The sequence below is a fragment of the Nocardia sp. CA-120079 genome (assembly GCF_050955745.1).
Classification (GTDB): Bacteria; Actinomycetota; Actinomycetes; order Mycobacteriales; family Mycobacteriaceae; genus Nocardia.
Genome location: NZ_CP192088.1, coordinates 3,594,052 through 3,620,231 on the forward strand (window position 1 = coordinate 3,594,052; position 26,180 = coordinate 3,620,231).

Genomic DNA, 26,180 nt, shown 5'->3' on the forward strand with positions numbered 1-26,180 from the left:
GTAGCGAGGGAACCATGGACACAGCACGGCCAGTCACAGCGGAGCCGAGCGCCAGCGAGGTGGAGCTGTGACTGAACAGCAGCAACAGCCCATGATCTACAGCAATGTGGTGGATTTCGTCGAGAACTACCTCGGCCTGGTGTACCGGCGTCAGGTCACCGACATCAGTGAAACGGTGTGGTGCCCGGAGTGGTGGAAACATGCCGAGGCGGTGGCACGACTAGATGCGCTCTGGCGCGCATGGGAGCACTACCGGCTCGAGCCGAGCACCGGATTGAGCATCTGGTTCCTCGACCACGCGGACCCGCATATGACCAAACTCTTCGATCCCCGCGGACCGTTCAAGTACTGCAGTGTGCGCAACGGCCACAAGGACATGCTGAGCCCACTGCCGCTGAAGTCGCCCACCCAGGGGCTTTTCGGCGATCCGACCATCGGCGATTTCCGCGTCTGAGGAGCCGAAAACGTCGAAACGCCCGCTGATTTCAGCGGGCGTTTTCGGTTTCCGGCGTCGGATCCAGCTACTGTCGGACGCGTTCCAAACCGCGTGCGTCCTGTTCCCGACCTCGGGCAGCGGCCGCGCGGGCGGCTTCGTCGCGTATGCGTACGGCCTCTTCGGGCGGTTGGCCCTGACCTACCTCGATGAGCATCCGCACCGCCGCGAGTTCCGGTGCGATACCGATCCGGGCGAGATGCGCCGCGATGGCCTGCCGACGCTCCTGGGAGTCGTAACGAACGAGCGGTTTGGACTGGGCCGACGCCGTCGCGGCCATCCGGCTGGCCTCTGCCTGTGCGGAGAAACGGTCCTTCTCCAATGAAATACCCTTGGCCGGAACCGATTTCTCGACCATTCGGGCCAGTTCGAGATTGCGTGGGTCCTTCGCCTTGGCGTCGCGGGCCTCACGGATCTGGACTTCCCGGGCCTCCTTGATGCGGGCCTCGGTCTGCTTGACGCGGGCTTCGGCTTCCTTCTGACCACGCTCACGGGTCCGCAGTGCGACAAGAGTCGCAAGCTGCAATGCGGTCTTCATCAAGGCGGCGGTTTCCCGGCCGATGTCGTCCAGTTCCTCGGACATGGCTGCTCCCCGATGCTGCAGTGATCACTATGGATGTTGTGGTGCTTCGTCACGGACGCCGCCACGTCGAACTGTAGTCCGCCGCGCCGGTGCCCCGCCTGCAAACGTGGACACCCAGAGAACTTGTCGCGTGGCATTCCCGGTTGGGGATCGTCCGGTCCGGAGATGACTACGCTACGCGTTCTCCTTTATTCGAGATTACCCGAGAAAACCCGGCGCCAACCGTGTGGGCGTGCCGCTTAACAGCATATATCGCACAATTCCGGCGGGTACGGGAAAGCTTCGGAGGATATCCGGTTTTAGCACACCCTAACCGAACGATTAGGGTCGCCTACCCTGGTTGGTTCACGGAGGCAGGTCGGGCCCGCTGCTCATTGTGCGCAGCGGGTCCGAACGAAGCGAGTATTCGGATCGGGCGTGTCGTAGCGACTGCTTTGGCCCGAACGGGCCAGCTCAGTCGAGGCGGACCGACTGGATGGTGACGGGAAGATTGGGCTTGCCGTCGCCTTGGCCGTTGGAGTTGTCCTGACCGCCGGCGGCGATCTTGTCCAGCGTGCCCATGCTGTCCGGATCGACGGTGCCGAAGATCGTGTAATTCGGCGGCAGTTTCGAATCGCCGTAGACGATGAAGAACTGACTGCCGTTGGTGCCACCGCCGGTGACGGGATCCGGTCCTGCGTTGGCCATGGCCAGCGTGCCGCGCTTGTAGTCCATGGGCTGCTGCAATGCGGGGTCGGCGGGGTTGTACCGATTGGTCGGGTACTCGTTGTCGAACTGGTAGCCGGGACCACCGGTGCCAGTGCCGGTCGGGTCACCGCACTGCAGCACCTTCAGGCCCTCGTCCGCGGTCATGCGGTGGCAAGTTGTGTTGTCGAAGTAGCCCTGACCGGCCAGGCTGGCGAAGCTGTTCACGGTGCACGGCGCCTTGGCGTTGTCCAGGGTCAGGCCGATAGGGCCCTGGGTGGTCTCCATGCTGACGCTGAGACTCGCATTGTCGCCGGTGTTCTCAATGCCGCTGGTGCGTGGCTTCTGCACCTGCTTATCCGCGGGCTTCTGACTGTCTCGGTAGTCGCAGCTGATGGCCGCGGGCTTATTATCGTCACTCTTGGTCAGGAAGTAGACGCCGACGGCCGCCGCCGCCACGACCACCACGCCGAGCGCCGATCCGGCGATCATGAGTCGCTTGCGCTTGCGCGCCCGGTCGGCCCGGTTGGCCAGCTGGCGCTCCAGCTTGCGTTTCGCCGCTGCCCGTCGCTGTTCGTTGCTCGGCACTACCACGTTCCTCCCGTATCCGTTACGTACGGCACAGGATTGTGCCATCTATTCCTGAGACTGCTCAGCAGGCCATTTCGACCAGTCGTGACGCTGTATGAACCCGTGGTGGCAAACCGGTTGGACTTGACGGGCCGTAGTGGTGGAAACTGGACCATCGTGACCAAGACCAGCAGCTTCTCCGCCCCGAAGGGGGTTCCGGATTACGTGCCACCCGGCTCGGCCGAGTTCGTCGCGGTGCGTGACGGCTTGATCCGTGCCGCCCGACTCGCCGGGTACGGGCATGTGGAGCTGCCGATCTTCGAGGACACCGCCTTGTTCGCGCGGGGTGTCGGTGAATCCACCGATGTGGTGACCAAGGAGATGTACACCTTCGCCGACCGCGGCGAGCGCAGTGTCACGCTGCGGCCGGAGGGCACCGCGGGTGTCATGCGTGCGGTCATCGAAAACGGGCTCGACCGGGGACAATTGCCGGTGAAGCTGGTGTACTCGGGTCCGTTCTTCCGGTATGAGCGCCCGCAGGCCGGTCGGTACCGGCAGTTGCAGCAGGTGGGGGTCGAGGCGATCGGAATCGATGATCCGGCGCTGGATGCCGAGGTGATCGCGATCGCGGACGCTGGATATCGCGAACTCGGGTTGGATGGCTTCCGGCTGGAGATCACCTCGCTCGGTGACGAGACCTGTCGCCCGCAGTATCGAGAGCTGTTGCAGGAGTTCCTGTTCGGGCTGCCGCTGGACGAGGAGACCAAGCGGCGGGCGCAGTTGAATCCGCTGCGGGTGCTCGACGACAAGCGGCCAGAGGTGCGCGCGATGACCGCGAACGCGCCGCTGATGATCGATCACCTGTCGGAGTCGGCGAAGACGCACTTCGAGCAGGTGCTCGGGTATCTCGACGCGCTCGGCGTGGCCTACGTGGTGAATCCGCGGATGGTGCGCGGCCTGGACTACTACACGAAGACGACCTTCGAATTCGTGCACGACGGTCTCGGGGCGCAGTCGGGTATCGGCGGCGGCGGACGCTACGACGGGCTCATGGCCGAACTGGGCGGACAACCGCTGTCCGGCATCGGATTCGGGCTCGGCGTGGACCGCACCATTCTGGCGCTGCGGGCCGAGGGCAAGTCGGCGGGCGATCCGGCGCGGTGCGAGGTCTACGGCGTATCACTGGGCGATGCCGCCAAGCAGCGGTTGGTCGTGCTTGCGGCACAGTTGCGGGCGGCGGGCATCCGGGTCGATCTGGCCTACGGAGGTCGAAGCGTCAAGGGGTCGCTGAAGGCTGCGGATAAGTCCGGCGCGAAATTCACCCTGGTCCTCGGTGACCGGGATCTGGCCGAGAACACCATCGGCCTGAAGGATATGGCAACCGGTGAACAGCGTCAGATCCCACTGGACGAGACGGTGGCCGCCGTCGCGACCGCTCTGCGCTCGGGCGAGTAGTACGGTGCCGGGGTACACCCGCACCACGACGAATGGGCAGCCGTGCCTGTAGAACCCACGAATCCCGGTGCAGCCCAACCAGTTCCGTCGGTAGGACTCGATCTCGTCGCGCCCGAGACCTACGCGCCCATGCTGCGGCGACTCGCCTTCGCCGCGGTAGGGGTGGGTATCGGTGCCGCATTGCTCGCGGCGCTGCTGGTGCCGTGGTCGATCGCGATCGCGATCGGTCTCGTCGTCGGTGCACCCACCGTCGCCTACGCCATCGCGCTGCGCCGTCGGCGGATGTGGTTGGCCGGGACCACGATTCACGCGCGGCGGGTGATCGGGGAGCGTCAGGTCGATATCGCGGCCGCCAACGGCGTCGAGATCCTCGTCTTCCCGGCCCGTTTGAGCCGCATCGTCCTGCGGGTGACCGCAGGCGTCGAGTCGCAGGTCGTGCCGCTCGCGATGTACACCGATGCGGGCAGTGGTCGCGAACTCCATCTGCTCGGCCTCCGCAAACTGGCCGACGCCCTGGCCGCCAGCGAACTCGCCGCGGCCGTAGCGGTGTCGACCATGCTCGTCCACCAACTGCGCGCCGAGGCCCAAGATGCCGGACTGGAGGAGCGGCCGCTGTACCGTGCTGTTCGCTTGGCTCGGGCTAAGGACTATGTGTCGCCGATCGTCCTGACCGATCAGGAAGTCGCGGGACTGTGTGGAAACGCGAGTTGAGTTGTGCGACACGCAAATCGGCGTGCCATGCGAGTTCGCATGCGATGCGCGGTTGCGTCATGCGCTGAACGGTGCGCACTCTGTCGGATTTCGCGCCCGTTGGGGGTGCTTGTCGTTAGCTGGCGCGGGTGGATGGATGTGGCGGGGGGATTGTCGCGTAGCTCACCACTGGGTTCGGGTGCCGTGAGAGTCGTTAGGGTGGGGATCGAGTGTCCGTCTATCGCAAGGAGTTTCTCGTGAGCACCGCTGCCCGGACCGCGCCCGTGACCGTCGCCGTGACCGGAGGTGCCGGGCAGATCGCCTACGGCCTGCTGTTCCGGATCGCGTCCGGTGCGCTGCTGGGATCCCAGACGCAGGTACGGCTGCGGTTGCTGGAGATTCCGGCGGCAGTGGCGTCGCTGGAGGGTGTGGCGATGGAGCTCGAGGACGGTGCGTTCCCGCTGCTCGAGTCGATCGACATCAGTGACGATCCGTGGGTCGGGTTCGAGGGCGCGAATATCGCACTGCTGGTCGGTGCCCGGCCCCGCACCGCGGGGATGGAGCGCTCGGACCTGCTGGCCGCCAACGGCCCGATCTTCACCGAACAGGGCCAGGCGATCAACGCCAGCGCGGCAGACGACGTCAAGGTGCTCGTGGTCGGGAATCCGGCCAATACCAACGCCTTCATTGCCATGAGCAATGCCCCGGACGTCCCGGCCGAGCGATTCACCGCGATGACCCGCCTCGACCACAACCGTGCCATCGCGCAGCTGGCCAAGAAGACCGGCGCGCCCGCCGCCGATATCGCCCGCGTCGCCATCTGGGGCAACCACTCCGCGACCCAGTATCCGGATATCACCCACGCCACCATCGCGGGCCGCCCCGCCCGCGACCTCGTCGACCAGGGCTGGCTGCGCGAGGAATTCATCCCCACCGTGCAACAGCGCGGCACCGCCATCATCCAGGCCCGCGGCGCCTCCTCGGCCGCCAGCGCGGCCAGCGCCGCCATCGACCACATCCACGACTGGTCACTCGGCACTCACACCGACGACTGGACCTCCATGGCCGTCCCCTCCGACGGCTCCTACGGCATTCCCGAAGGCCTCATCACCTCCTTCCCCGTCACCTGTGCGGACGGCGAATATTCGATCGTCAAGGACCTGGAGCTCGACGAATTCTCCCGCGCGCGCATCGACGCCAGCGTCGCGGAACTCGAACAGGAACGCGACGCCGTCATCGACCTCGGCTTCGCCAAGCACGTCTGATCCACATCCGTAGCGACAGCTCAGGCCGCGGCTACGGCCGAGCGCCTGCTGCCGACGGCCAATTGACCCGCGGTGGCGAGATGAATCAGCGCGAGCACGCTGCCGCCGACCATCATGCCCGGAATTCCCTGGGTGGCGCCGATGGCGACGTCACCGAGCTGTACCGCACCCGACACGGTCAGCAGCGGTAGGAGAGCCCGCTTGTGGCGGCTGGCCAGGCTGAATAGCAACGCGGCGCCCAACGGGATGGCACGCGCGGCGTAGGCCTGGGCATACAGATCGACTCCGGGCGAGTCCGCGCTGCCGGTTATCGCCAGAGCCGGATCGACAAGTGCCGCGACGCTGAATGCCACGGCAATGCCCGCGCCGACCGCATTGACAACGATCACGAATCTGGTGAGCTTCTTGTCCTGCATCTTTCACTCCCTAAATCGTTCAGACCATGAATGATTTATGGACAGTATTATGCTGGCTATGAAGAACGTCAAGGTGGAAAAGCTGCCGGAGACCGTTACCTTCCGGCTGGGACTGCTGGGCGCGTTCCTGACCGGCCGCTTCAGCGCCGATGTGTCGAGTCTCGGACTGAAGCCGAAGCATGCCGGGATGCTGAATGTGTTGGCGGCCAATGGCCCGACGTCGCAGATGGAGATGGCGCAGGTACTGCGCGTCGCGCCGAGTCTGGTAGTCGCGCTGGCCGACCACCTCGAGTCCCTCGGGGCGATCGAACGGTTACGGGATCCGGAGGATCGCCGCCGCCAGAACCTGAGCCTGACCTCTCACGGCGGTGCACTACTGCGCAAATGCCTCGACGCCGCGCAGGCGATCGACGCCGAGACCACCGCGGACCTCAGCGCCGCCGAGCGTGCCGACCTACATCGCATCCTCGGCACGCTCGCCGATCGGCACGGTCTGCCTAGCTGATGGTCCAGGTTTCCGAGCCGTTGAGCAGGGACTGCAGTGAATCCTCTTGTACCGGTTTGCGTTCCCGCGCCATGGCGGTTTGGGTGCGAACCGCATCGTCGTAGGTGGGCCGGGTGACGTTGCGGAAGATGCCGGTGACCACGTGGCCGAGGTCCTGGTCGGATAGGCGCGAGAGCGCGTAGGCGTACTCCGGATTGTCGGTGTAGGCGTCGTGCACGATGATCTCGGACTCTTCGACGTCGTCGGTGCGCACCACGGTGAGCCCGAAACCGGCACGTACCACGGCGAATTCGCCATCGGCGCCGAAACGGATCGGCTGACCGTGGTGCAGCGGGATGAGGCGGGATTCGGCATCGCCCTTACGTAGCACATCGAAGGAACCGTCGTTGAAGATCGGGCAGTCCTGCAGGATCTCCACGAATGAAGTCCCGCGGTGTTCGGCGGCGGCACGCAGCACCTCGGTGAGGCCGGCCCGATCGGAATCCAGAGCGCGCGCGGCGAAACTGGCTTCCGCGCCGAGCGCGACCGACAGTGTATTGAACGGATGGTCGACCGACCCCATCGGCGTCGACTTGGTGATCTTGCCCTCTTCCGAGGTTGGGGAATACTGGCCCTTGGTGAGTCCGTAGATCCGGTTGTTGAACAGCAGGATCGTCATATTCACATTGCGGCGCAGGGCATGGATCAGATGGTTGCCGCCGATCGACAGCGCGTCACCGTCACCGGTCACCACCCACACCGACAGATCCGGGCGGGTCACCGCGAGCCCCGTCGCGATGGCGGGCGCGCGGCCGTGGATGGAGTGGATGCCGTAGGCCTCGAGATAGTACGGGAACCGGCTCGAGCAGCCGATCCCGGAGACGAACATCAGGTTCTCCCTGCGCAATCCGAGTTCGGCGAGGAAGCCGCGCACGGTCGCCAGGATCACGTAGTCACCGCAGCCGGGGCACCAGCGCACCTCCTGATCGGAGGTGAAGTCCTTGACCTTCTGCGGCCCGTCCGCGGCCGGCACTCCCGAGAGTCCGGTGAGGCCCAGATCGGTTCCGACGAGTGAGGTTTCGACGATGGTCATCAGTTACCCCCAGTCGAGTACGTGGCACGCGCCCGTGCCGCGAACGCCTTGTCGTGTTCCATATCCTCGATCGACCCGTCCAGTGCCGCATCGATTACCCCGACGAGTTCCTGTGCGGAGAATGCCGTGCCCGCGATCTTCGTCCACGGTTGCACATCCACCAGATACTTCGCCCGCAGCAACATGGCCAGCTGACCGCCGTTCATTTCCGGCGCGACCACCGTCCGGTAGCTCCGCAGCACGGTGTCGAGGTTGGCGGGCAATGGATTCAGATATCGCAGATGTGCCTGTGCGACCGGGACGCCGCGACGGCGGGCGCGCCGACACGCCTCGCCGATCGGCCCGAAGGAACTGCCCCAGCCGATCAGCAGGAGTTCGGCCCGCCCGTCCGGATCGTCCACCTCGAGATCGGGGACGGTGATGCCATCGATTTTGGCCTGCCGCAGGCGAACCATCAGTTCGTGGTTGCCGGGCTCATAGGAGATATTGCCGCTTCCGTCGGCCTTCTCCAGTCCGCCGATCCGATGCGCGCGACCTGTGGTCCCCGGCACCGCGAGCGGCCTGGCGAGGGTATCGGGATCACGGGAGTAGGGCTGGAATGGTGTGCCCTCCTCTGCCTCGGGTTCGAAGCGCGGATCGATCGGCTCCAGCTCGGTGACCCGCGGAATCGACCACGGCTCAGAGCCATTGGCGATCGAGCCATCGGAAAGCAATAGCACCGGCGTGCGGTAGGTGAGTGCGATGCGACCCGCCTCCACAGCGGTGGCGAAGCAGTCGGCGGGGGAGCGGGGCGCGAGTACCGCCACCGGCGATTCCCCGTTGCGGCCGTAGAGCGCCTGCAGTAGATCGGCCTGTTCGGTCTTGGTCGGCAGTCCGGTGGACGGTCCGCCGCGCTGCACGTCGACGATCACCAACGGCAGTTCCGTCATCACCGCCAGCCCGATGGTTTCGCTCTTGAGCGCCAGCCCGGGGCCGGAAGTGCTGGTGACGCCGAGCGCGCCGCCCAGCGCAGCGCCGAGGGCCGCGCCGATGCCGGCGATCTCGTCTTCGGCCTGGAAGGTGGTTACGCCGAAGTTCTTGTGCTTACTGAGTTCATGCAGGATGTCGGAGGCTGGTGTGATCGGATAGGTGCCGAGAAAGACCGGCAATCCGGATAACTGCCCCGCGGTGACGAGGCCGTAGGCGAGCGCGGTATTGCCGGTGATCTGGCGGTATGTGCCCGGCGGGAGCTTGGCCGGGGCCACCTCGAAGGTGGTTGCGAAGCTTTCGGTGGTCTCGCCGTAGTTCCAGCCCGCGCGGAAGGCGAGCAGATTCGCCTCGGCGATATCGGGTTTCGCGGCGAATTTCTCGCGCAGGAAGCGTTCGGTGCCGCCGATCGGGCGTCCGTACATCCAGGACAGCAGGCCGAGCGCGAACATATTCTTCGCGCGCTGAGCGTCCTTCTTGCCGACACCGGTCGGCTCGGTCGCGCCGAGGGTGAGTGAGGTCATCGGCACGCGGTGGACCACGAAATCGCTCAGTGTGTCGTCGTCGAGCGGATCGGTGATGTAGCCGACCTTGCCGAGATTGCGTTTGGTGAACTCGTCGGTGTTCACGATGAGGGTGGCACCTCGCGGCAGGTCCTCGAGATTGGACTTCAGCGCCGCGGGATTCATCGCGACCAGCACATCGGGCTGGTCGCCCGCGGTGAGAATGTCGTAATCGGCGATCTGGATCTGGAAGGACGAGACGCCGGGGAGCGTGCCCTGTGGCGCCCGGATTTCGGCCGGGAAGTTGGGTTGGGTGGCGAGGTCGTTGCCGAATGCGGCCGCCTCATGCGTGAAGCGATCACCGGTGAGCTGCATTCCGTCACCGGAGTCCCCGGCGAACCGAATTACGACCTTTTCCAATTTCGCTGTGCCGACATCACTTTGGTCGGAAACCATATGCCTGCTTCACTTCCTCGTCCGATGGGAGGTGCCATTGGCCAACCTACTCCGCCGTGTGCGGGAATTGCTTGTGAAATGCTTTACGCGAAGAGCGCCAGCTGCGTGTCGTTGGGCAGCGGAGTCGGGGGTCGTGTCTGCGGCTCCGGTGTGTGCTCGCGGGTGAGGCCGTGTTGTTGGAGCAATGGCTGCACCCGCTCGCGTAGCCAGGACGCATACTCCGGCGTCACATAGGCGCCGCGGCCATACAGCTGGCGGTAGCGGCGCACCAGCGCTGGATGCGCCTCGGCCAGCCAACTCAGGAACCAGCCACGGGTGGCGCCGCGCAGATGCATCGGGAATGCGACCACCGATACCGCCCCTGCCTCGGCGACCGCGGCGAATAATGCGTCCAGGTGGGCGCGGCTGTCGGTGAGATATGGAATCACCGGCGCGACCATCACATTCACGTCGAACCCCGCATCGGCCAGTGCCCGCACCATCTCCAACCGCGCCCTGGGCGATGGCGTACCGGATTCCAGGCTGCGGTGCAGATCCATATCCAGGATCGCGATGGAGACGGCGATGCTCACCCGGACCTGGCGTGCCGCCGCCGTGAGCAGGGGTAGATCCCGGCGCAGCAGCGTGCCCTTGGTGAGAATGGAGAACGGTGTGCCGGAATCGGTCAGCGCGCGAATAATGCCGGGCATCAACCGATATCGGCCCTCGGCCCGTTGATACGGATCGGTATTCGTGCCCAGCGCGACCGGTTCGTGATGCCAGGACCGCCGGCCGAGTTCCTTGCGCAGCACCGCGGCGATATTGGTCTTCACCACGATCTGCGAATCGAAATCCCGGCCCGCGTCCAGGTCCAGATACTCGTGGGTGGGCCGCGCGAAACAGTAGCGGCAGGCGTGTGAACAGCCGCGCATCGGATTGATCGTCCAATGGAACGGCAGATTCGACGCCTCCGGCATCTTGTTCAACGCGCTCTTGCACAGCACCTCGTGGAACGTGATGCCCTCGAATTCGGGGGTCTGTACGGTGCGTACGAAACCCGCCCGGTCGAGACCGGGCAGGGCGCCGTCGTCGGCATCCAGGGTTTGGCTTTGCCACCGCACCCCATCAGTCGAACATGTGTTCTAAGTAGTGTCAAGCGATCTGTCGGGCGTCGAGCGCGGTGAGCTGTTTCGGATCGGTGAAGAAGGTGACCAGGTCGCGCACCGTCTCCTCGATGGGCCTGGGCTGATAACCGATTTCGCGCTCCGCCTTGCCGTGGTCGACGATCGGAGCGGAGACCAATGCGCCGAGTGCGGCCTTCGACACGATGTCGGTCTTGAGCAGTTTGCCGATCGGTTCGAGCACCGGAATCAAGCCGTTGACGACCTTGGGCGAGATCGAGAACTTCGGTCCCTTCTTGCCGCCGCATTCCGCCGCGGTGCGACACAGGTCGAGCATCGAGATCATCGAACCGCCGAGCAGGTAGTTCTCGCCGGTCCGGCCCCGCTCTCCGGCCAGGATCAGGCCCTTCGCGACGTCGCGGACGTCGACCAGATCGAAGCCGCCGCCGATCATCGCCGGTACCCGGCCGCGGGCGGCGTCCTTGAGGGTGCGGTTGATCCTGGACAGCGGGGTGCTGTAGTCGAGCGGGCCGAAGACGCCGGTGGGATTGCAGATCACCGCGTCCAGGCCCTGCTCGATCACCTTGCGCAGTTCGATTTCCCCAGCCCATTTGGAGCGGTCGTAGACGGGCAGGCTGGGATCGGTCGAGCGCGCCGAGGTCTCATCGATGCGACCGCCGCAGGTGTACTGGTTGAAGGCGTGGATGGAGCTCGCGTGCACCATGCGGCGCACGCCCAGATCCAACGCCGCCTCGGCCACGACGCGCACCCCCTCGGTATTGACCTTCCATGCCAGGTCGTGCTGCTCGGCCAGGGTGATCACGGCGACGAGGTGGTAGACGATCTCCGCGCCGGCGAGCACGGTGCGCATGGATTCGGGGTCGAGCACATTGCCGGAGACCCAGGTGACGTTCGGGTCCGTCCGCTGCTCCGGAACGACGCGATCGATTGCTGTGACCTCGTGTCCTCGTTCGACCAGCAGGCTGAGCAGATTCGTGCCAAGGTAGCCGGCTGCGCCGGTCACTGCGACCTTCATGCGATCGAGAATATAGAACTTGTTCTAATTTGCAACCTGTTCCAGTTCCTTTCCGGTGGCCGCGTTGGGCTCGAAACTTGCCGGTGGGGTCCGCTATATTGAGCGCAACCGCAGCGGCGCCGGCACCGACTCGCAGCTGCGCAGGGGCCCGATCGCAGCCGAGCTGCCGGTGCGGGCAGGGAGTAGATGTTGATCGACGCTATGAACACGGAACTACAGTTCACGACGATTTGGGGGGTGCAACTCGATGGCTGATCTCTCGGTGGAGACCGATGCGGTCCGAGCATTCGCGGCGACCAATGCCGGAGTAGCCGGCGAGATCGCGGGAGCGGGCAATTTCGATGCCGTGCAGAACGTTGTGGCGCTCACGCCGGTATTCGGGCTGATCGGCGCCGATTATCTGTTGGCGTTCGCCGCGGCACAGGTGTTGCAGGCCAAGGACATCAATGATCTGTCGGCCAAATACGACAAGCTCTCGAAGTCCGCGTTCACCGCGGCCGCAGCGTTCGATACCACCGACTTCGGGAACGCGGGCGCACTGAACGCGATCGCCGACCAGGTCGGAGGCGGGGCATGAGACCGATGGATTCCGGTGCGACCGGCGTGATCGCGCCCGATCAGCAGAGCGTGGCGATCGAAGAGGCCGTGATCGCGACGCAGAATACCGCCGTCGACGCACTGCAGAACGCATCGCAGGGATTGAGCGATCTGTCGCTGCCGCAGTTGCCCGCGGATCTGCCGCCGATCGAGGCGCCCGAATTCGTGCTCGCGCGCAAGATCACCGAGGATTCGCCGCAGCTGGGAACCGTACCGACCGGCATGCCGGGGCTCAACGGCAATTCGACCCCTGACGCGAGCGCGATTCTGTCCGGTGCGGTGCCCCCCGATGTGTCGCAGGCGCTTACCGATGCGCAGACCGCGATCAGCCATGCTGCCGCGCCGGTGGTGCAGGCGGCCCAGAGCGCGGCGCAACAGGCGCAGAGTGCGGTCAGCAGTGCCCTCGGCGGGGCGGGCAACCAGGGCGCTGCGGCGGCTTCGGCGGCGACGAATATTCCGTCCGATCCGGTCGCAGCGCTGATGCAGGGGTTGTCGATTCCCGGAATTCCCGGCATCGACACGCTGTTCCAGCCGATCTTGGAGCTGCTCAACAGCTTCGGCACCGGCGTCATCGGAGCCTTCGACCCGACCGCGATTCTCAGTCAGTCATCCAAGATCATCGAGGCCGCGGTATCGGTCGGCAAGGGTGGTCTGCAGACCGTCGAGCAGCTGTGGCAGGGCCAGTCGTCCCGCGAGGCGCAGGCCGCCAGCAATACCGCGCAGACTCAGGGCCAGGACACCAGTCAGCGCGGTATCGATATCTCCGAACTCACCCAGCGGGCCGCCGCGGTGGTGCAGCAGGGCAATGCGCAGCTGCTCGGGATCGCGAGCGAATTCGCCACGCAGGCAACCGCGCTCGTGCCGGTGGCGCTGACGCCGCCCGGTCAGGCCGCGCTCATCGCGACCGCGACCGAACATCTTGGATCGGCCGTCGCGGTCGCCAATGCCACCCGCGGTGACCTGGCCGGGAAGACCGCCGAGCTGACCGGTTTGGTGAACCAGCTGCTCGGGACCAGCGGTCTGCCCGCGCCGCAGGAGGTCGCGCAGGCGGTCATGCAGAACATCGGTGAGCCGATCATGGAACAGGCGCAGTCGGTCGCACAGGATGCGTCGACCAATGCCGCCGGCCTGTTGGACGGTTCCAACACCTCCGGTTCGCCGAGCACGTCCACCATGGCGGCATCGACCAATACCGGGCACACCACCTCGGGGATCTCGGGCATGAGCGGCATCGGAAGCCGTTCCGGTTCGCCGGGTACATCGGGCTCGCCGTCGACGCAGAAGGTGACCGGCACGCCGGGCAGCACCGTCTCGCCCATCAGCCGGGTCTCGGGTTTGTCCGGCACATCCTTGGGCACAGGTACGTCGACCAGCGCGGCCGGCTCGGGGAGCTCCTTCATGGGCGGCAGCCCCGGCGCCACCGGCCAACGCGGCGGCAACGACGACGAGCACACGCGCAATGTGGACCCGTACCAGAGCCGCACCGGCAACGACGACCTCACCGGGCCACTCGGTGAGTCCACCCCGGACGTCATCGGCGCGACCCACCCGGATGAACTGGTCAGCTCGGACTACGAACAGGACCAGTTCTAGGCCGAAACAGTCCTCCAGTGCCCCCGCTCGGTTTCGAGTGGGGGCACTGGAGTTCCAGCTGGGCATACGTCCGAACGGTGTTGCGGTACCTCGGGCCTCGGAGATACCGCAGCGCGCAACGCTCCTCGTGCCATCGCTACCGAGGTCGGCAACCGGCTCAATGGTCTCGGGTGAAGGCGTCGACGAGTTTGCGATAGAGGTCGGTGAAGCGCTTGCGGTTGGCTTGTTGGTCAGCGGTGAGGTTCTCGGTCGCGTCGGGGGCGTACATGAGGACATGGACGTCCTGGTCGGGCGGCGTAGGCATGAGGTCGATGATCTGAGTGCCCTGGTCGGTGGAGCCGGGCATGCCGAGGTCGAGGGCGGCGAGTGATTTGGTTTCCGCCAGTGCGGCATTCAGGACGTCGGCGGGGACGGTGCCGGTGAGCCGCTGCGGTGGGGTGTCGGCGGCGCGGGTGGTGGAAGCGGCGTCGGGCTGTGCGACCGCGTGGCCGTCGGCGTAGATCTGCAGCACTGGGCGCAGGTCGACCCGCTCGGACCAACCGCTCGGGATGGTGGTGAGTGTCAGCAGTGCCGGGGCGGGCGGTTGTGGTGCGTCGGCCGCGGGGTCGGCCGAGGCGACACCCCAGCTACCCGCAAGCGTCACGACGAGAAACAGCAGTGCCGACTTCGTTCTCCGCATGAAATCCCTATCTACGCTGTGCCACAGTCCAACTGGATTCGATTATCGATCAGCCGTCGGCCATCAGCGTAAGGCCGACGGGTTGTTCAGGTCGGAGGCCGAGTACGTGTCGCATGCTTGGACCTGACCGGATTTGTAGCCGGTGAGGAACCATTTCTGGCGTTGGTCCGAGGAACCGTGGGTCCAGGCCTCCGGGTTGACGCGCCCCTGGGCGGCACGCTGGATTCGGTCGTCGCCGACGGCGGACGCGGCGGAGAGGGCGTCACGGATATCGTTGTCGGACAGAGGTTTCAGGAAAGGTTGATCGCTGCCGGGGGCGGGCTGCTTGTCGGCGAAGTGGGCCCAGATGCCCGCGTAGCAGTCGGCCTGGAGTTCGGTGCGCACCGCGCCGGATTCCGGTCCGCGCGGATCCTGCTGGGCCCGACCGATATCGCCGAGCAGATTCTGGATGTGGTGGCCGACCTCGTGTGCCACCACGTACTCCTGGGCGAGCGGGCCGCCGCTGGAACCGAAGCGGTCGACCAGTTCCTGGAAGAAGGCGGTGTCGAAGTAGGCGGTCCGGTCGGCCGGGCAGTAGAACGGGCCGACCGCGCTGGTCGCATTGCCGCAACCGGTCGAGACCGCGCCGGAGAACAACACCAATTTCGGCTTCGAATACTTCTTGCCGGTCTGCTGGGGCAGCTGTGCCGTCCACACCGCGTCGAGGCTCTGTGCGGTGAGCACCACCCGGCAGTCGACGTACTTGTTGGCGTCCGCGCCGGTCTTGCAGTGTGCGGGCGTGCCCGCGGTGCCGGGCTGCACAGTGCTGCTCTCGCTGCCGTTCAACTGTCCGAGCAGCGAACTGGGATCCCCACCGAGCAACAGGCCGATTACCAGCAGGATCAGACCACCCGCACCACCGCCGAGGGCAAGCTTGCCGCCCATCCCGGGTCCGCCGCCGGATGAAGCCCGATCCGGGTCGATCTGGAGGCCTTCGTTGAAGGTCATCTGCTTCGCTTTCTCGTGTCCTAAACGCCTCGGTCAAACCCTGCCGATACAGCTTCGCACGCGGGGCGGCGATATCGGTTTCCTCTCGGGATATGTGTCTCACTACGATGGCAACCGCACCGGATCGCCCTGCCGGTGTCACATTCGTCGAAAGGAATCCCGTGCTGCGCACCCACTTGGCTGGTTCGCTGCGAAGCGAGCACGCCGGTCAGAGCGTCACCCTCACCGGCTGGGTGGCCCGGCGTCGCGACCACGGTGGCGTGATCTTCATCGATCTGCGCGATGCGTCGGGTGTGGCGCAGGCGGTGTTCCGCGAGGGCGAGCCCGCGGCGCAGGCGCACAAACTGCGCGCCGAATTCTGCGTCCGGGTCACCGGTGTGGTCGAGCAGCGGCCCGACGGCAACGAGAACCCGGAGCTGCCGACCGGTTCCATCGAGGTCAACGTCAGCGAACTCGAGGTGCTCAACGAGAGCGCGCCGCTGCCGTTCCAGCTCGACGAGCAGCCCGGTGACGAAGCCCGCCTCAAGTACCGCTACCTCGACCTGCGCCGCGAGGCGCCGGGCAAGGCCATCCGGCTGCGGTCGAAGGTCAACGCGGCCGCCCGCGCGGTGCTGGCCCATCATGAATTCGTCGAGGTCGAGACCCCGACGATGACCCGCTCGACGCCCGAGGGCGCCCGCGACTTCCTGGTGCCCGCGCGCCTGCAGCCGGGCAGCTTCTATGCGCTGCCGCAGAGCCCGCAGCTGTTCAAACAGCTGCTGATGGTCGCCGGTGTCGAGCGGTACTACCAGATCGCGCGCTGCTACCGCGACGAGGACTTCCGCGCCGACCGCCAGCCCGAATTCACCCAGCTCGACCTCGAGATGAGCTTCGTACGCCAGGAGGACGTGATCCTGGTCGCCGAGGAGATCCTGGAGGCGCTGTGGAAGCTCGTCGGCTACGAGATTCCGTTCCCGATTCCGCATATGACCTACGCGGAGGCGATGCGCCGCTTCGGTAGCGATAAGCCGGACCTGCGCTTCGGTGTCGAGATCACCGAATGCACCGAGTATTTCAAGGAGACCCCGTTCCGGGTGTTCCAGGCGGAGTACGTGGGCGCGGTCGTGATGCCCGGTGGCGCGAGTCAGCCGCGGCGTCAGCTCGACGCCTGGCAGGAGTGGGCCAAGCAGCGCGGCGCCAAGGGGCTGGCGTATGTGCTGGTACAGGAGGACGGCACACTCGGCGGTCCGGTCGCCAAGAACCTCAGCGAATCCGAGCGCGAGGGCCTGGCCAAGCATGTCGGCGCGGTGCCGGGTGACTGTGTGTTCTTCGCCGCCGGTCCGGCCAAAGCGCAGCGCGCGCTGCTCGGTGCTGCTCGTGGCGAGATCGCGCGCAAATGCGGTCTGATCGATGAGAACGCGTGGGCGTTCGTGTGGATCGTGGATGCGCCGATGTTCGAACCCGCCGCCGAGGCAACCGCGAGTGGCGATGTGGCACTTGGTCATTCGGCATGGACCGCGGTGCACCACGCGTTCACCTCGCCCAAGCCGGAGTCGCTGGACACCTTCGACACCGACCCGGGTTCGGCGTTGGCCTACGCCTACGACATCGTCTGCAACGGCAACGAGATCGGCGGCGGTAGCATCCGTATCCATCGCCGCGATGTGCAGGAGCGAGTCTTCAAGGTGATGGGCATCGGGCATGACGAGGCGCAGGAGAAGTTCGGCTTCCTGCTCGACGCGTTCTCCTACGGCGCCCCGCCGCACGGCGGCATCGCCTTCGGCTGGGACCGGATCACCGCGCTGCTGGCAGGCATGGATTCGATCCGCGAGGTCATCGCCTTCCCGAAGACGGGTGGTGGTGTGGATCCGCTGACCGATGCGCCCGCGCCGATCACCGCGCAGCAGCGCAAGGAAGCGGGCCTGGACTTCAAACCGGAGAAGAAGAAGGACGAGGGCGGCGACGCGGGTCGCGCTTCGGAATAGCGCGGGCAGCCGCTGGAACGGTACTTTCTGGTCAGTTTTATCGAAGCTGACCACAAGGGGTTCCAGTGCTGCACTTGCGCATGATCAGCCCGCCCGAACTCACCGACAAGGTGATGGCGGTGCTGAGTGCCGACCCGGGCGTCACGCATGTGACGCTGGCGCGCGGTGTCGCCGTCGAGCCCGTCGGTGATCTGATCCAGGCCGATGTCGCGCGTGAGGCCGCCAATGATGTGCTCGCCGATCTGACCGCGCTCGGCATCAAGCACACCGGCGGCATCACGCTCGGCCCAGTCGAGACGGTGATCTCCGATGCGGGTGAGCGGGCCATCGAGGAGGCTCCGGGTGATCCGACCGACGCGGTGGTGTGGGAGGAACTGCTCGCTCAGACTCATGAGGAGTCCTCGCTTACGCTGACCTTCGTCGCCTTCCTCACCATCGCGTGCCTGCTCGCGGCGGTCGGCGTGGCCACCGACTCACCGGTGACGATCGTCGGCGCGATGGTGGTCGGGCCGGAATTCGGGCCACTGGCAGCCTTTTCGGTGGGGCTGTGGCGGCGCGATTTCATGCTCGCTCGCAAGTCGGCGGTCGCGCTGCTGGTGGCATTTCCGGTGGCGATGGTCATCACGCTGTTGGCGACCTTGCTGTGGGAGCAGTTCGGCTGGATCACGGTGACCGGTGTGGAAACCATCGAGAATGTCGACTTCATTTACGAGGTCGGGCCGTTCTCACTGGTGGTCGCGCTGTTGGCTGGTGCAGCGGGGATGCTGGCGGTGGTCACCGCGAAATCCGCGGCACTGGTCGGGGTGTTCATCTCGGTGACCACCGTGCCCGCGGCCGGATTCGCGGTAATCGCGGCAACTCTGGGGCAGTGGCATATCGCATTCATGTCGGCGGGGCAGCTCGCGGTGAACCTGGCGGGCATCGTCACGGCCGGGGTGCTCGTGCTGGCGCTGCGCCCGCCTGCGGGTAGCGAGGGGGGACCGATCGCCCGGTTCAAGCAATGGTGGTGGCTGCGGTCATTGCCCGCGAAGTGACCGCCAATTGTGTTGCGGGGCTGATGTTCCGGTGCGCTGGGAGCGGATGCCCCCAGCGCACCGGAGGCTAGGACACGGACACGGTGCCGCCGGTGAGTGCCCGGTAGGCGTAGGTCACCGCGATCGTGCACACCGGTCCGGCGACCAGCAGGCCGAAGCCGCACAGCAGGGTGGCGACAAAGGTGATGACCAGTACGGCGAGGCCGAGTAGCAGCACCTGCCCGATATTGGCGATGACCAGCGTGGCGCTGGACTTGATCGCCTCGAACGGACCCTGCTCTTGATCGACGACGAAGTGCAGCGAGAACATGCACAGGAATCCGGCGATCAGACCGGGCACGAAGCACAGCGCCGCGCCGATCCAGGTGAGCGCGAAGGCGAGCAGTGCCGTCAAGAGGACATTGCCCGCATTCACGAAATGAAAGTAGGACGCGAAAGTCGGTTTGTTGCCGTCGGTTTCATAAAGAGCGCCGCGGATCATGGCGGCCTGCAACAGCCAGATCGCGACCATGACCGCGAGGAAGATCAGCAACAGACTGAACAGCGAATTCGGTTGCACGGCCTGGACGATGAGCACGAAGGCGAGATAGATGATCACGCCGGTCGCGGTAACGGCCAGCCAGGGGCCGAAATTCGCGCGGAACTTCTCCCAGCCGTAGCTCAGGGCATTGCCGACATCGAGGGTCGTCGGCGCGCCGGGGGCGGATTGGTAGCCGTAGGTCGGCGCGGCGGGCTGAACGCCCGGAGGCATTGCGCCGGGGGGCGGCATCGTGCCAGCAGGTTCGAAGCCGGTTTGCGTTGCGCCGGGAGGTACGGCACCGGGCGGCATGGTGCCGGGCTTCGCCATGCCGGGGGCTGCTGCGCCGGCCGGATCGAAGCCGGGTTGCATTGCGCCCGGCGGGACCGCTCCAGCAGGCGTTGCGGCAACTCCGGGCGGCATCGTGCCGGGGGGCATCGTTGCGGGATGCGCCGAGCCGGGACCGGTTCCCGGGGGGCCGTAGCTCGGCTGTCCCGGTTGTCCGGGCGCGCCGACCGGCGGTGGCGGCTCCACCGGTTCACTGCCGTACTGCGCCGCGCCGGGACCCTCGAACTGCGGGTAGCCCGCGGGGCCGGCCATCTCGTGCCTGCTGTGCCCGGTGCTGGGTTCCGTCGGGTGCGGATTCGGGCTTTCGTGCTGACCCGGACGCGCGGCGAACTGTTCGCCGTCACCTTCGTCGGGCGCGCCGCCGCTCGGTTCGGGCGAGCCAGTTGGTTCGTTCGGCTTGGGCGACGGTGAGTCGGACATTGTCTGCAGACCTTTCGACGCAACTGGTTTGCGGTGTGGCGCACGGCAGTTGACGATGAGAAAACCGGACAGCCGCAATGGTGTCAAGCAACCAGCGCCCGTTCCGCAACCTTGACGCAGACACGCCGAACGACGCGGAAAGGTTGTGTAACCGCTCGCTAGAAGTGACCCGGTGCGAGTAGCTTGATTAGCGATGACCGCACTATTGGCCGAACGCGCCGCCGAAGTCGTGTCCGCAGCACAGCAGTTGCTCACAAAGCGAATGGGTGCTCCGGTAAAGCTGAGCGATCCGATGGAACTCAGCGGTAGTGGTAGGACGACGGTCCTACGCGTGCGTGTTTCAGAGAACGCCTTCTCCCTGCCCCGGACGCTCATCGTCAAGCAGGTTCGCGGATCCGCGGCGGACCGCACGACGGGTGGACTAGCGCCCGGCGTCGCCAGCGTCGACTCCGCGTTTCTACGCGAGGCCGTGTCGTATCAGTTCACGACCGCGCTCAGTCGCGATCAGCGGCCCGGCGCGTACCTGATCGCGCACAGCCTCCCGGACCGGCTGCTCGTCCTGAGTGATCTCGGCGAGAACGCCCGGATGACGCAGGTGCTGCAATCCGGTGCGGAACCGGCGACGCGCAACGCGCTGATGGCCTTCGCGCAGGCGCTGGGTCGGATGCATGCGGCAACCGTCGGGCGCGAAGCGGATTTTGTCGCGCTGCTGCGCAGGGTGGATGTGGTGCACCGGGTCGACGGCATCGCGCAACAGGCCGAGGCCGCCATCTCCGAGGTGCCTGGCATGCTGCAGCGCGAACTCGGCATCGAGGTGCCCGGTGAGATCGCCGAGCGGATCGTTCGAGGCAATCGTCTGTTCTCCGCGGGGCGCTTCCGCGCATTCAGCCCGTCGGACCTGTGCCCGGACAATGTGATCCTCAACGAGGAGGGCGCACGCTTCCTCGACTACGAATGGGGCGGCTACCGCGACGCCACCCTGGACATCGCCTACGCGCTGGTGTCCTTCCCGGGTTGCCTCTGCGACTTCGAACTGTCCCGCGAGCGCGCCAAGCAAATGGTCGAAGCGTGGCGCGCCGAGGTCGTCGGCGTGTGGCCCGCCCTGGCCGACGACGCCGTACTCGCCGAACGCATCCTGGAAGCCCGCCTAATCTGGGTCTGGCTCACCACCTACTGGTTCCTGCCCGCCGACCACACCCGCATCGCCGCCGCCCGCGAACACGGCCTGTCCGTTCCGCGCTCGGAAGCCCTGATCAATCGCTGGGCCGCCCTGGCAGAAGACGCGCGCTGCACCGGCGACGACGCGGTGGGGGATTTCGCCGAGGATGTGTCGGCGATGCTCGAAGAGCGCTGGTCGGAGTAGTTCGGCGCCTACTCGGCTGCGTCAGGCCGTGAGGTCGGATAGCCGGGATTCGAGGTGGGCTCGCTCTACGGTGTTTTCGGTTAGGAGTAGAGCGGATTCGTAGGCCCGGGCGGCTTCGTTGGTGCGGCCCAATTGGGTCAGAAAGGCCGCGCGGGAAGCTTCGAGGTAGCCGTAGGTGGCGAGGGACGGTTCGGCGGCGAGCGCGTCGAGGAGGGCGAGCGCTCGGCTCGGATTGCCGGAAAGGCCCACTGCTACCGCGTGATTGAGGCGCGCCACCGGTGCGGGCCAGATCCGGAGCAGGAGTACGTACAGGCCGGTGATCTCACGCCAGTCGGTTTCCGCCCAGGAGGGTGCCTCGTCGTGGACGGCGGCGATGGCGGCCTGCAGCGTGTACCGATCCGTATGTGGCAGAGCGGTTTTCACCAAGGCAATACCCTCGGCGATGGCCGCGCGATCCCAGCGGGAGCGGTCTTGGTGTTCGAGAATGCACAGGCGCCCTTCGGTATCCACGCGGGCGGCGCGGCGCGCGTCGGTGAGCAGGATCAGGGCAAGGAGGCCGGTGACGGAAGGGTCGTCCGGGACGAGCGCATGCATCATCCGTGCAAGTTGGAGCGCCCGTTCGACCAGATCGGTACGAACCAACGCGTCACCCGACGGCGCCGTGTGACCGGTGGTGAACAGTAGGTGGATGACCGCGCAGATGGCATCGAGTCGGTCGGGGAGTTCGCGCACCGACGGCACCCGATACGGAATGCGCGCCACCGCGATCTTCTTCTTGGCGCGCGTGATTCGGGCTGCCATGGTCGATTCGCTGGTGAGGAAGGCGCGGGCGACCTCGGCGGTGGTGACACCGCAGACCAGACGCAGGGTAAGCGCCACCTGGGCCTCGCGGGCCAGTGCCGGGTGGCAGCAGGTGCTGATCAGGCGCAACCGGTCATCGGGAATGGCCGATGCCGAATCCAGTTCCGCGAGTGCGAAATCGGCGGTGTCGTAGGCCAGGTCGGTGATCAGCATGGGCAGTGCTCGCCGCATGGTCGAATCGCGGCGCAGCAGGTCGAGGCCGCGGCGGCGGGCGACGGTGGTCAGCCAGGCGCCCGGCTTGGCGGGAACGCCGTGCGCGGCCCACTCGGTGAGTGCCCGCGCGTAGGCGTCCTGCACGCATTCCTCGGCGAGGTCGAAATCGCGGACCAGCCGCACCGTCGCGGCGAGCACGAAGGCCCATTCGCGACGGTGCGCCTGGTCGACGGCGGCAGCCGCATCGGTGTCGATCGGCACAGGGCTAGTCGAAGGTCATGATCGGGCGCACCTCGACGCCGCCGAATCGGGCGGGCACCTGCTTGGCCACTGCGATCGCGGCATCCAGATCTGCGGCCTCGATCAAGTAGTAGCCGCCGAGCGCCTCCTTGGCCTCAGCGAACGGGGCATCGGTCACGGTGAAATCGCCGTCGTCCTTCTGCCGGATGGAGGTGGCGGTAGCAGTCGGCTGGAGTGCGTTGCCGCCCTGCACGGCGTCGCCCGCGATCTCCTGGAAGGTCACATGCGCCTGGTAGACCTCACCCATGACCTGCTCCGATGCGGTCGCGTACGCATTTTCGTCCTCGTAAATCAGCACCAGGTACTGGCTCATGATCTCGCTCCTTCGGGTTGCGCCGGCCCGCCGATCGGGCCGTCGTATTCGTTCCGACGATCGAGCTCGACGGAAATCGACAACCTTTCGCGAGAAATTCTGCTCCTGGAATCGCGCGGCGTCTCGCATGTCGGGCCGATGCGGACTCTCCCGAACGATCAGGCGACCGGTCCCGGGCGTGGCTCGACGCGGCCACCGGAACGAACGGCGAACGAAGCACCGTGACGCACGCCGGAATCGGGATCGGCGACATCGGTGACGTAGAACCAGTCCATCTGCGCCTGCGCCGGGGTGAGCTCCAGGACGCCGTAGCCGTGCGACTCCATCTCGACGTACCGCAGATGCCGATTCAACCCCTTGACGGACTCCTCGACCGAGACCGCGACCGTGCGCGGCGGTGCCTTCAGCAGCTCGCCGAGACTCGACGAAGTCACCGACGGGACCACGAATTCCGCGCCCACCGTCGGCCCGCCCGGATAGTCCGCAGGGTCGACGGGCAGGTCGGCGGCCCACGAGGAGTGGACATCGCCGGTCAGGAAGACGACATCGCGGACCTGCTGATCGGCGATCGACTGGAACAGTGTGCGACGGTCGGCGGTGTAGCCGTCCCACTGGTCGGCGTTGGCCGGAACGCCGGATCGCGGCACACCCACCATGGTCGTGATGGCCTCCGTGGTCGCCGGTTCCAGCGGCGGGAACACCAGCGGCGCGATCATCACCGAATTGCCGACGAGCTTCCACTGCACCGGCGCGGATGCCAAACCGGCAGTGAGCCAATCCATTTGGGCCTTGCCGGTGATGGTGCGCGCCGGGTTGTCGACCTCGCGCCAGCCGGCGACCGGTTCGACCTCCTGGTCGCGGTAGCTGCGCAGGTCGAGCATGGACAACTCGGCGAGGTCGCCGAAACGCAGCCGCCGATAGATCTGGACGTCGGACCCCGAACTGCTCGCCCGGACCGGCATCCACTCGAGATAGGCGCGGGCCGCGGCGCCGCGGCGCCGCTGCCAGTCGCCCTCGGTGGCCGGATCATGGTTGTTCGCACCGCCGGACCAGGCATTGTCCGCGAATTCGTGATCATCCCAGGTGCAGATGAACGGCACCCGCGCGTGCAGCGCGAGCAGATCCGGATCGGTCTTGTACTGCGCGTGCCGAATGCGATAGTCGGCCAGGGTGACGATCTCGTCGGCGGGCTCGTGTGGACGTACCGCGCCGCTGCGCCCGCTGTATTTGCCGCGACCGTATTCGTAGATGTAGTCGCCGAGGTGCACGATCGCGTCGAGGTCGGTGCGATCGGCCAGATGCCGGTACGCGCCGAAGTATCCCGCCTCCCAGTTCGAGCAGGACACCACGCCGAAGCGCAGGCGATCAACCGCGGCAGAAGTAGCCGGAGCGGTTCGGGTGCGGCCGACGGGGGAGTGCACGCCGAACGCGGTGAAGCGGTAGAAGTACGCGCTGCCGGGCTGCAGATCGGTCACTTCGATCTTGACAGTGTGATCGTAATCCACTGTGGCCGTGGCCATTCCGGATGCGATCACGGATGCGAAGCGCTCATCGCCTGCCAGTTCCCAGCGCACCGCCGCGGATGCGCCGACGCCGGAACCGGGTGTCGCGTCGTCGGAGACGGTGACACGGGTCCAGATGATCACACCGTTCGCCAGCGGATCGCCCGAGGCGACGCCGTGACGGAATACCGGTCCCTCGGCCCGTGCGGGCGTGGCGACCGCGAATGCGGCGACTGTCGCCGCGGCACCGCCCTTCAGCAGAGTGCGTCGAGCGAAAGGCTCGGAATCCGGAACGACGACGTTTTCAGCCACGGCTGCGATCACAGTCGATCCACGGTCGGCGAGGCAAATCGGCACACGACCCGGAGCTGTCGGTGCTCCTCGGTAACGTGCTCGGTGTGAGCGAAGGCTTATTCGACGTGCCCGGTGACGAGGTGCCGACCGGACACTCCATCGACAGTGTGGTGCGCCGCGATGCCGGTGCGCCGCTGGCGGTGCGGATGCGGCCCGCGACATTGGATGAGGTGGTCGGCCAACAGCATCTGCTCGGGCCCGGCTCGCCGCTACGACGGTTGATCGAGGGTTCGGGCGCGGCGTCGGTGCTGCTGTACGGACCGCCGGGAACCGGCAAGACGACGCTGGCGTCGCTGATTTCGCAGGCCACGGGTCGGCGCTTCGAGGCGCTGTCGGCCTTGTCGGCCGGGGTGAAGGAAGTGCGTGCGGTCATCGATGTGGCCCGCCGCCGTCTCACCGCGGGCGAGCAGACTGTGCTGTTCATCGATGAGGTGCACCGTTTCTCCAAGACGCAGCAGGACGCGTTGCTGGCCGCGGTGGAGAACCGGATCGTGCTGCTGGTCGGCGCGACGACCGAGAATCCGTCGTTCTCGGTGGTCTCGCCGCTGCTGTCGCGCTCGCTGGTATTGCAATTGCAGTCGCTGACCGCCGCCGATATCCGGCTGGTGCTCGATCGTGCGCTCGCGGACCCGCGTGGTTACGGCGGCGCGTACACGGTGACCGAGGCCGCGCTCGAGCACATCGTGCGGATCGCGGGCGGTGATGCGCGCCGGGCGCTCACCGCGCTGGAGGCATCGGCGGAATCCTCGTTGGACGGCACCGTCGATGTGGATCTGGTCGAGGCCAGCGTGGACAAGGCGGCCGTGCGCTACGACCGTGCCGGTGACCAGCACTACGACGTGGTGAGCGCCTTCATCAAGTCCATTCGCGGCTCGGATGTCGATGCGGCACTGCATTACCTGGCTCGCATGCTCAGTGCCGGCGAGGACCCCCGCTTCATCGCCCGCCGCCTGGTCATTTCGGCGAGCGAGGATATCGGCATGGCCGATCCGATGGCGCTGCAGACCGCGGTCGCGGCGGCGCACGTCGTGCAGCTGATCGGCATGCCCGAGGCCCAACTCACCCTGACCCACGCGACGATCCACCTGGCCACGGCCCCCAAATCCGGTGCCGTGCCCGCCGCGCTCGGCGCCGCGCTCGCCGATATTTCGGCAGGCAACGCGGGTACGGTCCCCGCACATCTACGCGACGGCCACTACGCGGGAGCCGCAGCTCTCGGCAACGCCCAAGGCTACAAATACCCGCACGACGACCCGGACGGCGTACTGGCCCAACAGTATCCGCCCGACGAAATCGTCGGCCGCGACTACTACACCCCGACCGATCACGGCGTCGAACGCGATATCCAACGCCGCGTCGAGAAGCTGCGCAGAATCGTCCGCGGACGATAATCGCTCACTT

24 protein-coding genes are annotated in these 26,180 nt (G+C 66.3%); 11 read left to right on the top strand and 13 right to left on the bottom strand.

All coding sequences use genetic code 11. The features are described 5' to 3' along the window. Window positions 1–67: 67 nt before the first annotated feature. The gene (locus tag ACQPYR_RS16480; protein ID WP_245567240.1) at window positions 68–454 is read left to right on the top strand and encodes a DUF4913 domain-containing protein; all 387 of its coding nucleotides are present in this window, start codon (window positions 68–70) and stop codon (window positions 452–454) included. Between the two features lie 67 nt (window positions 455–521). Here ACQPYR_RS16480 and ACQPYR_RS16485 read toward each other — a convergent pair whose 3' ends face one another. Both ACQPYR_RS16485 and ACQPYR_RS16490 read right to left on the bottom strand, forming a co-directional pair. Then, complete coding sequence (locus ACQPYR_RS16485; protein ID WP_433633132.1) at window positions 522–1,076, bottom strand: hypothetical protein; 555 nt, start codon at window positions 1,074–1,076, stop codon at window positions 522–524. A 453-nt stretch (window positions 1,077–1,529) separates the two neighbouring features. Continuing rightward, complete coding sequence (locus tag ACQPYR_RS16490) at window positions 1,530–2,348, bottom strand: peptidylprolyl isomerase (protein WP_433633134.1); 819 nt, start codon at window positions 2,346–2,348, stop codon at window positions 1,530–1,532. 159 nt (window positions 2,349–2,507) lie between these two features. On the opposite strand from ACQPYR_RS16490, the gene hisS reads away from it, so the two are divergent. The 3 genes from hisS (at window position 2,508) to ACQPYR_RS16505 (ending at window position 5,740) form a co-directional block, all read left to right on the top strand. Further along, a complete protein-coding gene (gene hisS, locus ACQPYR_RS16495) occupies window positions 2,508–3,785 on the top strand; it encodes a histidine--tRNA ligase (protein WP_433633136.1) in 1,278 nt (425 codons plus the stop codon). A gap of 42 nt (window positions 3,786–3,827) precedes the next feature. Further along, complete coding sequence (locus ACQPYR_RS16500; protein ID WP_433633138.1) at window positions 3,828–4,496, top strand: hypothetical protein; 669 nt, start codon at window positions 3,828–3,830, stop codon at window positions 4,494–4,496. 236 nt (window positions 4,497–4,732) lie between these two features. After that, complete coding sequence (locus ACQPYR_RS16505) at window positions 4,733–5,740, top strand: malate dehydrogenase (RefSeq protein WP_433633140.1); 1,008 nt, start codon at window positions 4,733–4,735, stop codon at window positions 5,738–5,740. Between the two features lie 20 nt (window positions 5,741–5,760). Here the strand turns inward: ACQPYR_RS16505 and ACQPYR_RS16510 are convergent, their stop codons facing one another. Next, window positions 5,761–6,156, bottom strand: a complete 396-nt coding sequence (locus ACQPYR_RS16510) for a DUF4267 domain-containing protein (protein WP_433633142.1) — start codon at window positions 6,154–6,156, stop codon at window positions 5,761–5,763. Between the two features lie 58 nt (window positions 6,157–6,214). Here ACQPYR_RS16510 and ACQPYR_RS16515 point away from each other — a divergent pair, with 58 nt between their 5' ends. Beyond that, entirely contained in the window at window positions 6,215–6,661 is a 447-nt protein-coding gene (locus ACQPYR_RS16515) for a MarR family winged helix-turn-helix transcriptional regulator (RefSeq protein ID WP_433633144.1), read from the top strand. Here ACQPYR_RS16515 and ACQPYR_RS16520 read toward each other — a convergent pair. The 4 genes from ACQPYR_RS16520 to ACQPYR_RS16535 form a co-directional block, all read right to left on the bottom strand. After that, entirely contained in the window at window positions 6,654–7,733 is a 1,080-nt protein-coding gene (locus ACQPYR_RS16520) for a 2-oxoacid:ferredoxin oxidoreductase subunit beta (protein WP_433633146.1), read from the bottom strand. The two genes, ACQPYR_RS16515 and ACQPYR_RS16520, sit on opposite strands and share 8 nt — an antisense overlap. Continuing rightward, complete coding sequence (locus ACQPYR_RS16525) at window positions 7,733–9,658, bottom strand: 2-oxoacid:acceptor oxidoreductase subunit alpha (RefSeq protein WP_433633148.1); 1,926 nt, start codon at window positions 9,656–9,658, stop codon at window positions 7,733–7,735. Before ACQPYR_RS16525 ends, ACQPYR_RS16520 begins: the two co-directional genes overlap by 1 nt. 83 nt (window positions 9,659–9,741) lie before the next feature. Next, window positions 9,742–10,758 (bottom strand): Rv2578c family radical SAM protein, encoded by a 1,017-nt coding sequence (locus ACQPYR_RS16530; RefSeq protein WP_433633150.1) that lies wholly within the window; start codon window positions 10,756–10,758, stop codon window positions 9,742–9,744. A 31-nt stretch (window positions 10,759–10,789) separates the two neighbouring features. Further along, complete coding sequence (locus tag ACQPYR_RS16535) at window positions 10,790–11,794, bottom strand: NAD-dependent epimerase/dehydratase family protein (protein ID WP_433633152.1); 1,005 nt, start codon at window positions 11,792–11,794, stop codon at window positions 10,790–10,792. A gap of 247 nt (window positions 11,795–12,041) precedes the next feature. Between ACQPYR_RS16535 and ACQPYR_RS16540 the strand changes: the two genes are divergently transcribed. After that, complete coding sequence (locus ACQPYR_RS16540; protein ID WP_433633154.1) at window positions 12,042–12,371, top strand: type VII secretion target; 330 nt, start codon at window positions 12,042–12,044, stop codon at window positions 12,369–12,371. Continuing rightward, complete coding sequence (locus tag ACQPYR_RS16545; RefSeq protein WP_433633156.1) at window positions 12,368–13,984, top strand: hypothetical protein; 1,617 nt, start codon at window positions 12,368–12,370, stop codon at window positions 13,982–13,984. The genes ACQPYR_RS16540 and ACQPYR_RS16545 overlap by 4 nt, the downstream gene beginning before the upstream one ends. Window positions 13,985–14,141: 157 nt before the next feature. On the opposite strand, the gene ACQPYR_RS16550 is transcribed toward ACQPYR_RS16545, so the two are convergent. Both ACQPYR_RS16550 and ypfJ read right to left on the bottom strand, forming a co-directional pair. Continuing rightward, window positions 14,142–14,663, bottom strand: a complete 522-nt coding sequence (locus ACQPYR_RS16550) for a hypothetical protein (RefSeq protein ID WP_433633158.1) — start codon at window positions 14,661–14,663, stop codon at window positions 14,142–14,144. A 63-nt stretch (window positions 14,664–14,726) separates the two neighbouring features. After that, window positions 14,727–15,650: a KPN_02809 family neutral zinc metallopeptidase gene (ypfJ, locus tag ACQPYR_RS16555; RefSeq protein WP_433633160.1), complete on the bottom strand. Its 924-nt coding sequence runs from the start codon at window positions 15,648–15,650 to the stop codon at window positions 14,727–14,729. Between the two features lie 161 nt (window positions 15,651–15,811). On the opposite strand from ypfJ, the gene aspS reads away from it, so the two are divergent. Both aspS and ACQPYR_RS16565 read left to right on the top strand, forming a co-directional pair. Continuing rightward, entirely contained in the window at window positions 15,812–17,614 is a 1,803-nt protein-coding gene (gene aspS, locus ACQPYR_RS16560; RefSeq protein ID WP_433633162.1) for an aspartate--tRNA ligase, read from the top strand. A gap of 65 nt (window positions 17,615–17,679) precedes the next feature. After that, window positions 17,680–18,648 (top strand): DUF389 domain-containing protein, encoded by a 969-nt coding sequence (locus ACQPYR_RS16565; protein ID WP_433633164.1) that lies wholly within the window; start codon window positions 17,680–17,682, stop codon window positions 18,646–18,648. Between the two features lie 67 nt (window positions 18,649–18,715). Here ACQPYR_RS16565 and ACQPYR_RS16570 read toward each other — a convergent pair whose 3' ends face one another. Further along, window positions 18,716–19,933: a hypothetical protein gene (locus ACQPYR_RS16570; RefSeq protein ID WP_433633166.1), complete on the bottom strand. Its 1,218-nt coding sequence runs from the start codon at window positions 19,931–19,933 to the stop codon at window positions 18,716–18,718. Window positions 19,934–20,126: 193 nt separating this feature from the next. On the opposite strand from ACQPYR_RS16570, the gene ACQPYR_RS16575 reads away from it, so the two are divergent. Further along, window positions 20,127–21,296 (top strand): phosphotransferase family protein, encoded by a 1,170-nt coding sequence (locus ACQPYR_RS16575; RefSeq protein ID WP_433633168.1) that lies wholly within the window; start codon window positions 20,127–20,129, stop codon window positions 21,294–21,296. 21 nt (window positions 21,297–21,317) lie between these two features. Here the strand turns inward: ACQPYR_RS16575 and ACQPYR_RS16580 are convergent, their stop codons facing one another. From ACQPYR_RS16580 to ACQPYR_RS16590, 3 genes are all read right to left on the bottom strand, one after another. After that, the gene (locus ACQPYR_RS16580) at window positions 21,318–22,565 is read right to left on the bottom strand and encodes an RNA polymerase sigma factor (RefSeq protein ID WP_433635148.1); all 1,248 of its coding nucleotides are present in this window, start codon (window positions 22,563–22,565) and stop codon (window positions 21,318–21,320) included. Between the two features lie 10 nt (window positions 22,566–22,575). Beyond that, window positions 22,576–22,923, bottom strand: a complete 348-nt coding sequence (locus ACQPYR_RS16585) for a YciI family protein (protein WP_327099960.1) — start codon at window positions 22,921–22,923, stop codon at window positions 22,576–22,578. Between the two features lie 158 nt (window positions 22,924–23,081). Then, window positions 23,082–24,737, bottom strand: coding sequence for an alkaline phosphatase D family protein (locus ACQPYR_RS16590; protein ID WP_433633170.1), 1,656 nt, complete (start codon window positions 24,735–24,737; stop codon window positions 23,082–23,084). Window positions 24,738–24,823: 86 nt separating this feature from the next. Here ACQPYR_RS16590 and ACQPYR_RS16595 point away from each other — a divergent pair, with 86 nt between their 5' ends. After that, window positions 24,824–26,170 (top strand): replication-associated recombination protein A, encoded by a 1,347-nt coding sequence (locus tag ACQPYR_RS16595; protein ID WP_433633172.1) that lies wholly within the window; start codon window positions 24,824–24,826, stop codon window positions 26,168–26,170. The last annotated feature ends 10 nt before the right edge of the window (window positions 26,171–26,180 follow it).